The organism is Thioalkalivibrio sp. AKL8, from assembly GCF_000380525.1.
Lineage (GTDB): Bacteria > Pseudomonadota > Gammaproteobacteria > Ectothiorhodospirales > Ectothiorhodospiraceae > Thioalkalivibrio > Thioalkalivibrio versutus.
Window position 1 is genome coordinate 1 of the sequence record NZ_AQYF01000009.1, and the last position, 14,065, is coordinate 14,065.

The 14,065-nt window shown below is 65.8% G+C and carries 14 protein-coding genes; 7 read left to right on the forward strand and 7 right to left on the reverse strand.

The features are described from left to right. The 3 genes from G335_RS0109340 to G335_RS0109350 all read left to right on the forward strand — a co-directional run. On the forward strand, positions 1-273 hold a 273-nt coding region (locus tag G335_RS0109340), incomplete at its 5' end, for a transposase (protein WP_026148227.1). A 40-nt stretch (positions 274-313) separates the two neighbouring features. Then, entirely contained in the window at positions 314-1,456 is a 1,143-nt protein-coding gene (locus G335_RS0109345; RefSeq protein WP_018176562.1) for a lipocalin-like domain-containing protein, read from the forward strand. Between the two features lie 174 nt (positions 1,457-1,630). Continuing rightward, entirely contained in the window at positions 1,631-2,176 is a 546-nt protein-coding gene (locus G335_RS0109350; protein WP_018176563.1) for an REP-associated tyrosine transposase, read from the forward strand. Between the two features lie 143 nt (positions 2,177-2,319). Here G335_RS0109350 and G335_RS0109355 read toward each other — a convergent pair whose 3' ends face one another. Further along, positions 2,320-2,520, reverse strand: a complete 201-nt coding sequence (locus tag G335_RS0109355) for a PA3496 family putative envelope integrity protein (RefSeq protein WP_018145403.1) — start codon at positions 2,518-2,520, stop codon at positions 2,320-2,322. 216 nt (positions 2,521-2,736) lie between these two features. Between G335_RS0109355 and msrP the strand changes: the two genes are divergently transcribed. Together msrP and G335_RS0109365 are read left to right on the forward strand one after the other, a co-directional pair. Continuing rightward, positions 2,737-3,711 (forward strand): protein-methionine-sulfoxide reductase catalytic subunit MsrP, encoded by a 975-nt coding sequence (gene msrP, locus G335_RS0109360; protein ID WP_018176564.1) that lies wholly within the window; start codon positions 2,737-2,739, stop codon positions 3,709-3,711. Positions 3,712-3,723: 12 nt separating this feature from the next. Beyond that, positions 3,724-4,368, forward strand: coding sequence for a sulfite oxidase heme-binding subunit YedZ (locus G335_RS0109365; protein ID WP_026304806.1), 645 nt, complete (start codon positions 3,724-3,726; stop codon positions 4,366-4,368). 265 nt (positions 4,369-4,633) lie between these two features. On the opposite strand, the gene argF is transcribed toward G335_RS0109365, so the two are convergent. From argF to G335_RS0109380, 3 genes are all read right to left on the reverse strand, one after another. Further along, complete coding sequence (gene argF, locus G335_RS0109370) at positions 4,634-5,551, reverse strand: ornithine carbamoyltransferase (protein WP_018145406.1); 918 nt, start codon at positions 5,549-5,551, stop codon at positions 4,634-4,636. Then, complete coding sequence (locus tag G335_RS0109375; RefSeq protein WP_018176566.1) at positions 5,548-6,744, reverse strand: acetylornithine transaminase; 1,197 nt, start codon at positions 6,742-6,744, stop codon at positions 5,548-5,550. Before G335_RS0109375 ends, argF begins: the two co-directional genes overlap by 4 nt. 103 nt (positions 6,745-6,847) lie before the next feature. Then, positions 6,848-7,429, reverse strand: a complete 582-nt coding sequence (locus tag G335_RS0109380; RefSeq protein ID WP_018145408.1) for a superoxide dismutase — start codon at positions 7,427-7,429, stop codon at positions 6,848-6,850. A 161-nt stretch (positions 7,430-7,590) separates the two neighbouring features. Here G335_RS0109380 and G335_RS0109385 point away from each other — a divergent pair, with 161 nt between their 5' ends. After that, the gene (locus G335_RS0109385; RefSeq protein ID WP_018170012.1) at positions 7,591-9,099 is read left to right on the forward strand and encodes a DASS family sodium-coupled anion symporter; all 1,509 of its coding nucleotides are present in this window, start codon (positions 7,591-7,593) and stop codon (positions 9,097-9,099) included. Between the two features lie 161 nt (positions 9,100-9,260). Then, positions 9,261-11,171, forward strand: coding sequence for a methyl-accepting chemotaxis protein (locus tag G335_RS0109390; RefSeq protein WP_018170011.1), 1,911 nt, complete (start codon positions 9,261-9,263; stop codon positions 11,169-11,171). Positions 11,172-11,490: 319 nt separating this feature from the next. Here G335_RS0109390 and G335_RS0109395 read toward each other — a convergent pair whose 3' ends face one another. From G335_RS0109395 to G335_RS0109405, 3 genes are all read right to left on the reverse strand, one after another. Then, positions 11,491-12,324 carry an amidohydrolase family protein gene (locus tag G335_RS0109395; protein WP_018170010.1) on the reverse strand — a complete coding sequence of 278 codons (834 nt, stop codon included), beginning with the start codon at positions 12,322-12,324 and terminating at the stop codon, positions 11,491-11,493. Positions 12,325-12,353: 29 nt separating this feature from the next. Next, positions 12,354-12,791, reverse strand: coding sequence for a glutathione S-transferase N-terminal domain-containing protein (locus G335_RS0109400; RefSeq protein WP_018170009.1), 438 nt, complete (start codon positions 12,789-12,791; stop codon positions 12,354-12,356). A gap of 593 nt (positions 12,792-13,384) precedes the next feature. Then, the gene (locus tag G335_RS0109405; RefSeq protein WP_018176567.1) at positions 13,385-13,990 is read right to left on the reverse strand and encodes a DsrE family protein; all 606 of its coding nucleotides are present in this window, start codon (positions 13,988-13,990) and stop codon (positions 13,385-13,387) included. Positions 13,991-14,065: the final 75 nt, after the last annotated feature.

Here is a 14,065-nt window from a genome sequence, read left to right on the forward strand (position 1 = left end):
GTCCTGGAAGAATCGGGGACCACGGTCCGGCGGCCCTCGCGGTTGGCGAAGATCGGTTCCAGCCGACTGCGCAAGGCGCTCTACATGGCGGCGGTGGTGGCGACCCGGTACAACCCGGACGTGCGACACCAGCATCAACGTCTGCTGACACGCGGCAAGGCCAAGATGTCGGCGATCGGGGCGGCCATGCGCAAACTCCTGCACATCGCCTTCGGTGTGCTCAAATCCCAAACCCCGTATCAAGCCCGCCATGAAACTCCTTGCACCCCGTAGGGCAAGACGGTATCTACGGGGAGTGCGCCTGCGGGGGGGTGTGGCGGTTCTGTTGGTGGGGTTGCTGGCCGCGTGCGGGGGTGGGGAGCCGCCGGAGGCGGATGATCCGGGGGTGACCGGACTGCGGGTGAGCGAGGCCCTCGGGGGCGAGGACACTACGGGCTTTCGCCGCGCCGATGCGCCGCGGGCGTTCGAGTTTCCTCGCGATCATGGGCCGCATCCGGGGTTTCGCAACGAGTGGTGGTACCTGACGGGGAATCTGGACGGGCCCGAAGGCGAGCGTTTCGCGTTTCACGTGACGTTCTTCCGCGTGGGGCTGGCGCCGGGGCTCGCCGGGGATCCGGTCTGGCACGAGTCGGCCTGGGCCAGCCCCGATCTGTGGATGGTGCATACGGCGGTGCTGGACCGTGACGCGGGGTTTCACGCATCCGAGGAGCGGTTCGTGCGCGATGGCGGCGGGCTGGCCGGGGCGACCGAGCCGGCGGGGCGGGTCTGGGCCGAGGATTGGGAACTGGCCGGGCTGGAGGGGGCGCGCTGGACGCTGCGCTTCACGGTCGAGGACTACGTGCTGTCCCTGGAACTGGAGCCGGCGCGCGAGCCGGTGTTGCAGGGCGAGGCCGGCCTGAGCCAGAAGGGGCCGGAGCCGGGCGATGCCTCGTATTACTACTCGATGCCGCGTATCGCGGTGGCCGGCGAGGTGCGCCGTGCCTCGGGGGCAACGCTGGACGTGACCGGACAGGCGTGGATGGACCGCGAATGGAGTACCAGCGCGCTGGCGGAGGATCAGGCGGGCTGGGACTGGTTCGCGCTGCAGCTGGATGACGGGCTGGACGTGATGTATTACCAGTTGCGCCGCCCCGATGGCACGCCGCACGAGTTATCGAAAGGTCGCTGGATGCCGTTGGATGCCGAGGACGCCCTGCTGGAGCCGGAGCAGGTGCAGCTCGAACCCACCCGCTACGCCACCCAGCCGTCCGGTAACCGCTATCCGGTGGAATGGTCCCTGCGTATCGAGCCTCCGGGTGGCGGGCCTGTGCGCGAGTGGACCGTGGTCGCGGTGCGCGACGAGCAGGAGATGGACACGGTGGTCCGCTATTGGGAAGGGGCCGTGGATATCCTCGACGCGGATGGCGAGCCGGTCGGCCGGGGCTTCGTGGAGTTGACGGGGTATGAGGACGGGTGAAGGCCTTGGCTTGGGGGTCCCTCTGCCCCCGGGCGTTGATGCGATTCGCTCCGCTCATCGCATCCTACAAGGGCGGGTAGAATTTTCGTAGGATGCGATGAGCGGAGCGAATCGCATCGCGTCGGAGCAGCACAAACATCGGTTCGAACCAATCCCAGGGAAGGGAGGCGACGGATGACGGATTATCGCCGTGTGCGCGTGCCGGGTGGCACGTATTTTTTCACTGTGAATGCGGCCGTTCGGGTAGGAAACACCCTATTTACGGATCACATTGACGCGTTGAGAGACGCGTTTCGCGAGGTGCGGAATCGTCATCCGTTCGTGATCGACGCGATGGTGGTGTTGCCCGAGAATCTCCATTGTATCTGGCGCCTGCCGGACGATGATGCCGATTTCAGCCGCCGATGGCGGTTGATCAAGGCGCGGTTCTCGCGGTTGGTGTGTGCTGGCGAAGCGCGCACGCGTAGCCGGGCAAGACGCGGTGAGCGAGGGCTCTGGCAACGCCGGTTCTGGGAGCATTGCATCCGCGATGAGGATGATTGGGTCCGCCATGTCGATTATATCCATTACAACCCGGTGAAGCATGGCTGGGCACGTTGTGTGGCCGAGTGGCCGTACTCCAGTTTTCACCGGTTTGTGCGGGCAGGTGTGTATCCGGTGGATTGGGGTGGCGTGCCGGAATCGGATGGCTTGGTTGTGGGGGAGGCCCGGGGTGATTGATGTATCCGAGTGATGCGATTCGCGGGGCTCATCACATCCTACGAGGGGAGAAATGGGTTCGTAGGATGTGATCAGCGGAGCGAATCGCATCGATGATGTGGGGCGTTTCGGAAATGGGGTGGCGGGGCGCGCCACCCCGGGGGTTACCACTCCAGGGCTTCGTGGGCGGGGGCCAGGTCGAAGTCGTCCTCGAGGTGGGCGCGCAGGGCGCGTTCTTCCATCAGGCGTTCCAGGGCGCGGCGAGCGGCGTGGCGTGCCGGGCCGCGGTCATTCACGAGCTGGTTGTCGAACAGGCTGGCGATTTCGTCGGCCCCATCGGCCACGTCGTCGATCGTCGGATCCATTGTCGGGTCTCCTGACATGCCGGCCGGGCCACCCCGGACTGCGGTATCAGAAAAGCCTTATATATCGTTCCCGGCGCTGCGCAAGCAGAAAATTCTTATTGTTCGGCGGATTGTCTTATGGGCATGGCGCGCCGAACTCGGGACGCTGCTTCTGGTCCATCGTGCACGAGTGGCAGCGCTTCTCACTGTCATCCCAACCAGTCGCGAGGGCAGGCCATGCTGATCCGCAACCGACGTCGTTCCGAGTGTTCCCATAGCGAGATCACCCCGCCGGAGGTCTATGCGCGGCGGCGCGAGTTTCTGCGTGCCGGGGTCGGGTTGGGCGCGGGTCTTGCCCTGGGGGGACTGGGCATGGCGTTGCCGGCCTCGGCCGCGCTGCGCGGCTTCCCGCTCGAGTTCGAGGGCAGCGACTACTCCACGGACGAGTCGAAGACCGCGTATGACGAGATCACCAGCTACAACAATTTCTTCGAGATGGGGCCGGGCAAGAGTGACCCCAAGACCTACGCCGACCAGCTGAAGACCGACCCCTGGACCATCACCGTGGACGGGCTGTGCGAGAACCCCGGCGAGTATGCGGTCGAGGACTTCATCAGCCCCTGGTCACTGGAGGAGCGGATCTATCGCATGCGCTGTGTCGAGGGCTGGTCCATGGTGATCCCGTGGATCGGCTTCGAGCTGAATCGCATCATCGAGAAGGCGCAGCCGCGCGGCGGTGCCCGCTATGTTGCCTTCGAGAGCATCTACGATCCGGACAACCTGCGCGGCCAGCGCCGCCGCCGCGGCAGTAGTGGCGGGCTCGAGTGGCCCTATACCGAGGGGCTGCGCCTGGACGAGGCGATGCATCCGCTGACGATTCTGGCCGTGGGGTTGTACGACGAGGTGTTGCCGAATCAGAACGGGGCGCCGATCCGCGTGGTGGTGCCGTGGAAGTATGGCTTCAAGAGCATCAAGTCGATCCAGCACATCCGTTTTGTCGAGGACCAGCCGCCGACCCTGTGGAATCAGGCGCAGTCCGACGAGTACGGTTTCTACAGCAACGTGAATCCGGACGTGGACCATCCGCGCTGGTCACAGCGCACCGAGCGCCGGATCGGCGAGTTCCGCCGCCGGCGCACGGAGATGTTCAACGGCTATGCCGATGAAGTCGCCTCGCTGTACGAGGGGATGGACCTGACGCGGTACATCTGACGCGGTGACGGCATGACGTCCTCAACGCGCCGGGCGCGCGCCCGGCCACCGCGTGGCGTCTGGTGGGCGGTGCTGCTGGCCTCGCTGGTCCCGGCGGCCTGGATCGGCCTGCGTACGCTGGGATGGTTCGACGGGCTGGGCGTGAACCCGATCGAGAAGCTGCTGGAACTCTCCGGCACCCACGCGATGATCGCGCTGCTGATCGCGCTGGCGGTCACACCGCTGCGGCAGATGACGGGGCTGGCGTGGATCGTGCGGCTGCGGCGGATGCTGGGGCTGGTGGCGTTCGGTTACGTGACCGCGCACGCCCTGATCTGGCTGGGGGTGGATCTGTTCTTTGACTGGGAACTGGTGCTCTACGACCTGACCGAGCGCCCGTTCGTGATGGTCGGCTTCGCCGCCTGGCTGATCCTGCTGGCGTTGACGCTGACCTCCACCGACGGCGCCCAGCGCTGGCTCAAGAAGAAGTGGGTCTGGCTGCACCGTGGGGTGTACCTGGCCGGCGTGCTGGCGGTGCTCCACTTCCTGTGGCTGGCCCGCGCCGACTACGTGGAGGTCGCCCTGTACGCGGCGATCCTCGCCTTCCTCCTCGGCTGGCGCGTGCTCTACCGCTGGCAAACCCGGCGCCGCGTCCATGCCCGCCGCGTTAGCGCCTGATCCCGACGCCGTTACACCAACCACGAAGCGCACGAAGGCATGAAGGTGGTCAAAGGCCTGGAACCACAGAGTTCATAGAGGGCACAGAGAAGGGCAAGAAAGTTAATGGGATGCGGGCAACAGGCTTGGCGCCCGGATGCCGCATTCCATAGTTGCCGATTATTTTCCCTGGACCTGCTCCGTGTCCTCTGTGCCCTCCGTGGTTAATTCGCCCTTGCCCTTCTTCGTGTGCTTCGTAGTGGATAAAAGGGGGGCGCGAAGGACGCTAGCTGGCGTTGAGGGTGATCAGGAATTCGAGCAGGGCCTTCTGGGCGTGCAGGCGGTTCTCGGCCTCGTCCCAGACGACGCTTTGCGGGCCTTCCAGGACATCCGTGGAGACCTCTTCCTCCCGGTGGGCCGGCAGGCAGTGCATGAACAGGGCGTCGTCGTTGGCGAGCCGCATCAGGTCGGCATCGACGAAGAAGCCGGAGAAGGCCCGGCGCCGCGCGCTCTTTTCCTGCTCCTGGCCCATGCTCGCCCAGACATCGGTGACGACCAGATCCGCACCCTCGGCCGCGGCACGGGCGTCGCGCGTCAGCTCGAAGTGTTCCTGCGTGGTTTCGACCACGCTGGGCTCCGGGTCATAACCTTCCGGGCAGGCGGCGACCAGCTGGAAGTCCAGCTGGCGGGCCGCGTACATGTAGCTGTGGCACATGTTGTTGCCGTCGCCGATCCAGGCCACGCGCTTGCCACGGATGTCGCCGCGGTGCTCGACGTAGGTCTGCAGGTCGGCGAGCAGCTGCGCCGGGTGCTCCAGATCGGTCAGGCCGTTGATCACCGGGACCGAGGAGTGCTTGGCGAACAGTTCGATCTTCTCGTGCTCGTAGGTGCGGATCATCACGCAGTCGACCATGCGCGAGAGTACGCGGGCGGTGTCTTCGATCGGTTCGCCGCGGCCCAGCTGGGTGTCGCGCGGGGACAGGAACAGGGCGTTGCCGCCCAGCTGCTGCATGCCCACCTCGAACGACACCCGGGTGCGGGTGGAGGACTTCTCGAAGATCATGCCGAGCGTCTTGCCGCGCAGCAGGTCGTCGTGGTGCCCGCCCGACTTCAACTGCTGCTTGAGCTCGATCGCCCGTTGCAGCAGGGCACGGGTTTCATCCCCGGAGAGATCGAGGAACGAGAGGTAATGGCGAGGGTTCATGCAGAGACCTCCTTGGGGACAGACGATGACAGGAAGGCATCCACCAGGTCGGCTACGGTGGCGGCGATCTGTTCCACCTGGTCGTCGTCGATGATGAGCGGCGGCAGCAGGCGGATCACGCGGTCCGCCGTCACGTTCAGGATCAGGCCGCGTTCCAGGGCGGCCATCACCAGCTCGCCCGCCGGGCGGTCCAGCTCGACGCCGATCATCAGGCCGCGGCCGCGCACGGCGACGACGCCCGGGTGATCGCTCAGGCGGTCACGCAGGCGACCCAGCAGGAATTCGCCCTGGCGGGCGGCCTGTTCGCACAGGGCCTCGTCCTGCATCACATCGAGCACGGCCAGCGCCGCCCGGCACACCAGCGGGTTGCCGCCGAAGGTGGTGCCGTGCATGCCCGGACTGAACAGTTCGCGCGCCGCACCGGCGACCAGATTGGCGCCAATGGGGATGCCGTTGCCGAGACCCTTGGCCAGGCTGACCACGTCCGGCGTGATGCCCTCGTGCTGGAAGGCGAACCAGTATCCGGTGCGCCCGATGCCCGCCTGGATCTCGTCCAGCATCAGCAGCCAGTCCTTGCGGTCGGCCAGCTCGCGCAGGCGCCGCAGGTAGCCAGGGGGCGGGACATGGACCCCGCCTTCGCCGGTGACCGGCTCAACCAGGATTGCGACCACGTCGGGGTCTTCGGCCAGGGCCTCCACCGCATCGAAGTCGCCATGCGGGACATGCACGAAGCCCGAGACCAGCGGTTCGAACCCGGCCCGCACCTTGGGGTTTCCGGTGGCGGACAGCGTGGCCAGGGTGCGGCCGTGGAAGCTGCCCTCCATCACCACGATCTTGGGCTCGGCGATGCCCCGGGCGCGGCCGTGCAGGCGGGCGAGCTTGATCGCCGCTTCGTTGGCCTCGGCTCCGGAGTTGCAGAAGAACGCGCGGTCCATGCCGGCCAGCTTGCACAGACGCCGGGCCAGCTGTTCCTGCAGCGGGATGCGGTACAGGTTGGAGGTATGCACCAGCGTGCTGGCCTGGTCGCAGATGGCCTGGGCCACCTTGGGGTGGGCATGTCCGAGACCGCACACGGCAATGCCGGACAGGGCATCCAGATAGCGCTTGCCGTCGGTGTCCCACAGCCAGGCGCCTTCGCCGCGTTCAAAGGCGACGGGCAGGCGCTTGTAGGTGTTCTGCAGGGCGTCGTTCATTGGGTTCTCCGAAACCAAAGAGCCGGCGGAGGACCGCCGGCTCGATGAAAGGCGCAGCCGCATCATGCGGCCAAAGGCGCCTAGTATATAAACCCTTTGGGGTTTACTTCATCTGCTGGGCAGCAAAGTCCCAGTTGACCACGGCCCAGAAGTTCTCGAGGTACTTCGGGCGCGCGTTGCGATAGTCGATGTAGTAGGCGTGTTCCCAGACGTCGCAGGTCAGCAGCGGGGTCTTGCCGTCGCGCAGCGGGTTGGCGGCGTTGGAGGTGTTGACGATCTCCACCGAGCCATCACTGTTCTGCACCAGCCAGGTCCAGCCGGAACCGAAGTTGCCGACGGCGGATTCGTTGAACTTCTCCTTGAAGGCATCGAACGAACCGAAGGCGCTGTTGATCGCGTCCGCGAGCTTGCCGGAAGGTTCGCCGCCGGCGTTCGGGGCCATGCAGTTGAAGTAGAAGGTGTGGTTCCAGACCTGGGCGCCGTTGTTGAAGATGCCGCCGGCCGGGGCCTTCTTGATGATGTCTTCCAGCGAGGCATTTTCGAACTCGGAACCCGGCAACAGGCCGTTCAGCTTGGTCACGTAGGTCGCGTGGTGCTTGTCGTGATGGTATTCCAGCGTCTCGGCGGAGATGTGCGGCTCCAGCGCGTTCTTGGCGTAGGGCAGATCGGGCAGTTCGTAGGCCATGAAAGACTCCTTGTACGGTGTCGTGAGAAACTGAGGCGGCGTCGCACCCGAACCGGGAGCGACGCATAACGGGTTAACGATAGTCACGTTGCCCGGGCGATGCAATTCCCGATGATGCCGGTTGGTTTTCACCCCGGCGGATTTCCCACAAGACGAGGCGCATGGCGGATACCGACGAGACGGGGCAGGAAGGCGAAGCGGCGGTGGCGAAGGGCTCGACGGTGGACTGGCGCGCCCGGATCGGCCTGATGCTGGGCCCGGCGATCTTTGTGCTGTTCCTGCTGGTGCCAGCGCCGACGGGGTTCGATCCGGCCGCTTGGTGGGTGCTGGGGCTGACGCTGTTCATGGCGACCTGGTGGATCAGCGAGGCGTTGCCGCTGCCGGTCACGGCGCTGCTGCCGATCGCGATCCTCCCTGTCCTCGACATCACCTCCATGGAGAACGCGACCGCGCCCTACGCGAACCCGATCATCTTCCTGTTCATGGGTGGCTTTGCGATCGCCTTGGCGGTGCAACGCTGGGATTTGCACCGGCGCATGGCGCTGGCGATCGTGGCCCGTTCCGGGAATCGTCTGCACGCCCTGGTCGGGGCCTTCATGCTGGCCACGGCCGGGTTGTCCATGTGGGTCAGCAATACCGCGACCGCGGCGCTGATGCTGCCGATCGCCCTGTCGGTACTGGGCCTGATTGAACGTGGTGCATCGCCACAGGGGCCGGGGGCGAGTGCGGAGTCGCGGCGCCCGGCCCTGGCGTTGTTGCTGGGGATCGCCTTTGCCGCAAACATCGGGGGCATGGCGACCATTATCGGCTCGCCGCCGAACGCCCTGACCGCGGCCTATCTCGGGGATCGCCACGGGATGGAGATCGGGTTTCTGGAGTGGATGACCCTGGGCCTGCCGCTGGCGGCGATCCTCCTGGCCCTCGCGTGGTGGCTGCTGACGCGCTGGGTGTTCCCGGTGCACCGGATAGAACTGAACGGCCTGCGCGCCCTGCTGGACGAGCAGCGCGCCACGGTCGGGCGCTGGTCGACCGCAGAGAAGCGCGTGGCGGCGGTGTTCGTGCTGGTCGCGCTCGCCTGGCTGACACGGCCGCTGCTGGAGGGCTGGTTGCCCATCTCGCTGACCGATGCCGGCATTGCGATCCTGGGCGCCGGCTTGTTGTTCCTGATCCCCTCGGGTTCCATGGGGCAGCGCAGGTTGTTGGCCTGGGACAACACCCGCGAGCTGCCCTGGGGCGTTCTGCTGCTGGTCGGAGGCGGCCTGAGCCTGGGGGCGGCCATCGAGTCCAGTGGTCTGGCGGAGCTGGCGGCCGATGCCCTGGTGATCGCGCAGACCTGGCCGCTGATCCTGATCATGGCCGGGGTGGTGTTGCTGACCATGACGCTGAGCCACGTAACCAGCAATACGGCCACGGCCGCGACGTTGCTACCCCTGGTCACCGCGTTTGCGCTGAGCATGGACGTGCCGGTACTGATGCTGGCACTACCCGTCGCCTTTGCCGCTTCCGTGGCCTTCATGCTGCCGGTGGCGACCCCGCCGAATGCCATCGTGTTCGCCAGCAACCGCCTGCAGGTGCTGGACATGGTGCGGGGCGGGGCACTGCTTTCCGTGGTGGCGCTGGTGCTGATCAGCCTGGCGGTCTACGTCTTCGCCGAGGCCCTGCTGTTGTAGCTGCTGCGCGGATTCGTTCTGTGATGGCCGTGTCCCCGACGTTCTTGTGGGGATGAAAAGCCTTCCATGCTCAAGTTCTAGGATTCGCCGCCGCTAGGGAGGGCGAACGGCCCATTATTTTGCGAGCTGGCGCTGACCGGCGGACCGAAGGACGCACAGACATGTTCAACAATATTCGAATTGGCGTACGGCTCATGGTGGGCATCATCGGCGTGGTGGTCCTCGCCGTGGTGCTGACCCTGGTCGTGGTGATGAATGCCCTGGGTACGATGGCGGACAGGGCGGAGCAGCGTGAGCTGAACGACTTGGCTGGCCAGTTGCTGGACCGGCTGGACCAGGAGTCGGCGCGCGCGACCGCGATGGCGGAGACCGTGGCGCGCATCCCGGATGTGCAGGAGGCCATGGCCAATGGGGATCGCGATCGGTTGGCCGCACTGACCGTTCCGAGTTTCGAGTCCCTGAGCGCCGATTACGGCGTGCGCCAGTATCAGTTCCACACGCCGCCGGCGACCTCCTTCCTGCGCGTGCATCGCCCGGATCGTTATGGCGATGACCTGTCCGGTTTTCGCCAGACGGTCGTCGACACCAACGACCGCCGGGCCCCGATCTCGGGCCTGGAAGAGGGCGTGGCCGGCTTGGGAATCCGCGGCGTGGTCCCGATCGCTCACAACGGGGAGCACGTGGGTTCGGTGGAGTTCGGGCTGTCCTTCGGCGACCCCTTCTTCGAGCAGTTCACCGAGGAGTTGGGAGCGCCGGTCGCGCTCTACCTGCGCGATGAGGGACGGTTCAACCGCTTTGGCGGGACCATCGAAGGCGAAGCGACCTTCAATGCGGCCGAGATGCGCGAAGTGCTCCAGGGCGAGCGTCTGGTGCGCAACGTGACCTACCAGGGCGAGCCGATGGCGGTGATTGCCCGGCCGGTGCGCGATTTCTCCGGCGATGCGGTGGGTGTGCTGGAACTGATGGTGGACCGCAGCGCCTACGTGACCATGACCCGCAACGCCACCGGCACGGTGGTCATGGTCGGCGTGATTGCGGTGGTTCTCGGCGCGCTGCTGGCCTGGTTCCTGACCCGCAGCATCGTGCGCCCGCTGTGCCAGACGGTGGAGCGTCTGGACGACATCGCCAGTGGCGAGGGTGACCTGACGCGCCAACTGGAGGTGTCCGGCCGGAACGAGCTGGGCGATCTGGCGGTGGTGTTCAACCGCTTTGTCGAGAAAATTCGCGTGTTGATCCAGCAAGTGGCGGCGGGTTCCGATCAGGTCGCTGCCGCGTCCAACGAGCTGTCCGCGACCAGCGAGGAGACCAACGAGCAGGTGCGCCGCCAGAAGGCGGAGACCGACCAGGTCGCCACGGCGATGAACGAGATGACCGCCACCGTGCAGGAAGTCGCCCGCAATGCCGCGGATGCGGCGGCGGCCGCCCAGGCTACGGACCAGGACGCCGTGGCCGGTCAGCAGGTGGTGCAGAAGACGGTCACCGCGATCAACGGCCTGTCCAGGCAGGTCGACAATGCGGCCGAGGTGGTCACCCGCCTGTCGCAGGATGCCGAGCAGATCAACAAGGTCCTCGAGGTGATCGGCGACATTGCCGACCAGACCAACCTGCTGGCGCTGAATGCCGCGATCGAGGCGGCCCGCGCTGGCGAGCAGGGCCGCGGCTTCGCCGTGGTGGCCGACGAGGTACGCACCCTGGCCAGCCGGACGCAGGACTCGACGCACGAGATCCAGCAGATGATCGAGCGGGTCCAGAGCGGTACGCGCGAGGCGGTGCAGGCGATGGAAGATGGGCGTTCCAAGGCCCACGAGAGTGTCGAGCAGGTGAACCTCGCCGGCGAATCGCTGAACGCGATCACCCAGTCGGTGACCCGCATCAGCGACATGAACACGCAGATCGCCAGCGCCGCCGAGGAGCAGTCCACCGTGGCCGAGGAGATCAACCGCAACGTGGCCAACATCACCGAGGTGCTGGACCAGACCGCGGCGGGCTCCGAGCAGATCCGCAATGCCTCGGAGGAGCTGTCCAAGCTCGCGTCCCAGCAGCAGGAGCGCGTGGGTCAGTTCAAGGTCTGATACTCGACCCGATGGTGTCGAGCCCGCCTCCCTGTTCGGGGAGCGCGGGCTTTTTTATGCGTGTGGGGAAAAGGGCTGTTTCACCACGAAGTCGACGAAGACACGAAGAAGGGCCAGGTCAAGGGCGATTGGACCACGGAGGACACAGAGGACTGGGGGAAGGGCTGGGGAGGAACAGGTCGGATGATGGCCGTACGACGTCAGACGACACTCCGATCGTGATCTTTCGTCACTGTCCTTGCCGTTCTCTGTGACCTCTGTGGTTCAGGCCTTTTACCCGTCTTCGTGCCTTCGTCGGCTTCGTGGTGAATAAAGGCCCTTACTGAGCGGGAAAGAGGCGTTCGCCGTTTTCGAAGGCAATGGCGCGGGCGACGTTGTCGGGCAGCTGGTCGAGCCAGGCGCGGGTCTCGTCTTTCAGGTGGGTGTACTGTTCCCAGCGCGTGGTGGTGAAGGTGTCCACGCCGATCATGAAGCGATCCGGATGGGTGAGGAACAGCTCGAACCAGGCGTCGTCGATCTGACCACCGGGGTTGATGCGCGGGTTGCGCATGGACAGGTCCATGTTCATGCGCGGGTGGCGCTCGAGGTAGTCCTGCACCAGGGGCGGGTAGGCGTAGCTGCCGGCGTGGGCCCAGAGGATGCGGACCTCGGGGTGGGTGGCGTAGGCATGGTCGATCACGGCGGGGTCGCCGTGGATCATGATGGTCAGATCGCGGGCGACGGCCAGGTCCAGCAACTGTTCGAAGCCGGGTCCGAAGCGGTCGTCTGCCAGGATGTGAAACTCGCCCAGCCCGCGCCAGGCCACGTCGGATTCGTCCAGCATGTCGGCAATGCGGGCGCCCAGGTCCTCGACGTGCATCCAGTCCATCTTCTTGCCCAGGCGGTGGGAGACTTCCAGAAACGGCACGATGCGGGTATCCGAGCCCGCTTGCAGGCGACGAATCAAGCCGCCTTCGGTCGACATGACGATGGCGCTGCGCACGTCATTGGAGGCCAGGGTGCGGCCCACGTCGCTGATGCCAAAGGTTTCGGCCACCGCCGGGCGATAGTGCAGGTGGGCATCGAAGATCGGCGGCTCGGCGCTGGCGACGGTGAAGGGCAGGGCCAGCCCGAGCGTGGCGCCGAGCAGGGAACGGTGGAGGCGATGGTGCATGGGCAGACCCTTCGGAAGCCGATTCGACATCAGGAACGCGGCGGACTGTTGGGCGCAGGGGTCGGATCGGTCGTCTGTGCCGGATCGAAGCGCTCGCGCAGGTAGCGGATGATGGCATCGGATTCGTACAGCCAGCGCACCGAGCCGTCTTCTTCCTCGATTCGCAGGCAGGGCACCTGCAGGCGGCCGCCCTCGTTCTGCAGTTCCTCGCGCCAGGGGCCGGTGGCCTGGGCGTTGCGCAGTTCGATATCCAGCGACAGGCGCTGCATCGCGCGGCGGGCCTTGATGCAGAACGGGCACGCCGGGAAGTGATACAGGGCAAGGCGTTGCGTCTGTTCGTCGATTCGGGCTTGCTCGGCCGGGTCCCGTTCGATGCCGCGTGGGCGCGAGACGCGCTCACCGATCAGCATGAACGGGGTCAGAATCAGGCGGACGCCACGGAAGAAGGTGCGAATCAGGAATCTCATGGCGAAAGGATGCCACAGGAGCCCGACACCGTTACAGCATCTCGAGCGATGGAGGCGTTAGTTTCACCCTCAAACCTTTAGGGAAACACTGATCAATGAACGCGTTCGCGCTCGAGTCGCTTTTGCGTGAACGCTGTGCGCGCGCCCGTTTTTGATAACAACGGGCGGCCGAGCCCCTGCTTTCAATAACTTGCGGGGTTGGCGCCCCAGGTTCCCCGATCCTGCGTTGCGCCGCTTACAGGTAGAACCACTACCTGTTGCACGACGCGCCTTGTCTCGGAAAACCTGGGGTACCAACGCGAACGCGTTCATTGATCAGTGTTTCCCTAGAGCGCTTTTCCACAAACCGCATGAAGGCACGAAGAAGGTCAAGGGCGGTCTTACCACGGCGTATACAGAGGGCGCGGCGTGAAGGGGCCCAAGGGTGCGCAGAAATGGGTATCGGTACACCGATCCGCGCTGCTCAGCCCGCATCAAAGCTCCGATCCCGTTAACCATCCTGCCGTTCTCGGTGTCCGGCCGTGACCTCCATGGTTACAGGCTCTCGACCGTCTTTGCGTCTTCGTGGCGCGTATCTTTGAGAATCGGCATGCTCAGAGGGTGCCGAAGTCGAACTCCCAAGGGTCTTCCGAGGGCGCGTCGAGTAGCGACGGGCGCAGGCGGATCACTTCGAAGCCCAGTTCGCGATAGTCATCGAGGCGGTCCGGGGCGCGCTCGGCGACCTCGACGAAGTCGGCAAATGCCTCCGCGTCCAGGCCGCGCCAGCCGGCAAAGGTGCCGCAGACTGCCACGTTCACACCTTCGTCGCGGACCAGGGCCTCCACCTCGTCGTGCAGGCTGGGGTGCTGCGTCGCCTCGCGGCGCGTCAGGGTGAATTGTTCCGCACCGTGGGTGACGACGGCCACTGGGTAGTCGGGGTCGCGTTCGCGCAGGCGGGCGACATTGGCCCGAATCTCGGGAAGAAGCGCGGATAGCGCTGCGCGGTCGTTCTCGATGATCTCGAAGACCACGCCTTCGGGAAGCTTGTCGCGTTCCAGGAGTTCGAGGACGGCCGCGGAGGGTTCGCCCGGGGGCAGCGGGTCAGGGGAGGTCACGGGGCCCGCGTGCAGGCTGGGCGCGGCCAGCATGGCAATGAGGCCGCCCACGAACAGCCAGGCGGGAAGCGGAAATGGTTGAGGGCGTGAGCGGGTAATCCACATGGCCCCATTCAAGCGGGGATCGCCGGACGAAGCAAACATCCGCGCACGGGGCATCCGAATTGGGGCTCCCGCGCG

Excerpts from the sequence above, each read along its gene's own strand:
- G335_RS0109350 (WP_018176563.1), top strand. The coding sequence starts at position 1,631 with ATGACGGATTATCGCCGTGTGCGCGTGCCGGGTGGCACGTATTTTTTC.
- G335_RS0109355 (WP_018145403.1), bottom strand. The coding sequence starts at position 2,520 with ATGGATCCGACGATCGACGACGTGGCCGATGGGGCCGACGAAATCGCC.
- msrP (WP_018176564.1), top strand. The coding sequence starts at position 2,737 with ATGCTGATCCGCAACCGACGTCGTTCCGAGTGTTCCCATAGCGAGATC.
- G335_RS0109365 (WP_026304806.1), top strand. The coding sequence starts at position 3,724 with ATGACGTCCTCAACGCGCCGGGCGCGCGCCCGGCCACCGCGTGGCGTC.
- argF (WP_018145406.1), bottom strand. The coding sequence starts at position 5,551 with ATGAACCCTCGCCATTACCTCTCGTTCCTCGATCTCTCCGGGGATGAA.
- G335_RS0109375 (WP_018176566.1), bottom strand. The coding sequence starts at position 6,744 with ATGAACGACGCCCTGCAGAACACCTACAAGCGCCTGCCCGTCGCCTTT.
- G335_RS0109380 (WP_018145408.1), bottom strand. The coding sequence starts at position 7,429 with ATGGCCTACGAACTGCCCGATCTGCCCTACGCCAAGAACGCGCTGGAG.
- G335_RS0109385 (WP_018170012.1), top strand. The coding sequence starts at position 7,591 with ATGGCGGATACCGACGAGACGGGGCAGGAAGGCGAAGCGGCGGTGGCG.
- G335_RS0109390 (WP_018170011.1), top strand. The coding sequence starts at position 9,261 with ATGTTCAACAATATTCGAATTGGCGTACGGCTCATGGTGGGCATCATC.
- G335_RS0109395 (WP_018170010.1), bottom strand. The coding sequence starts at position 12,324 with ATGCACCATCGCCTCCACCGTTCCCTGCTCGGCGCCACGCTCGGGCTG.
- G335_RS0109400 (WP_018170009.1), bottom strand. The coding sequence starts at position 12,791 with ATGAGATTCCTGATTCGCACCTTCTTCCGTGGCGTCCGCCTGATTCTG.
- G335_RS0109405 (WP_018176567.1), bottom strand. The coding sequence starts at position 13,990 with ATGTGGATTACCCGCTCACGCCCTCAACCATTTCCGCTTCCCGCCTGG.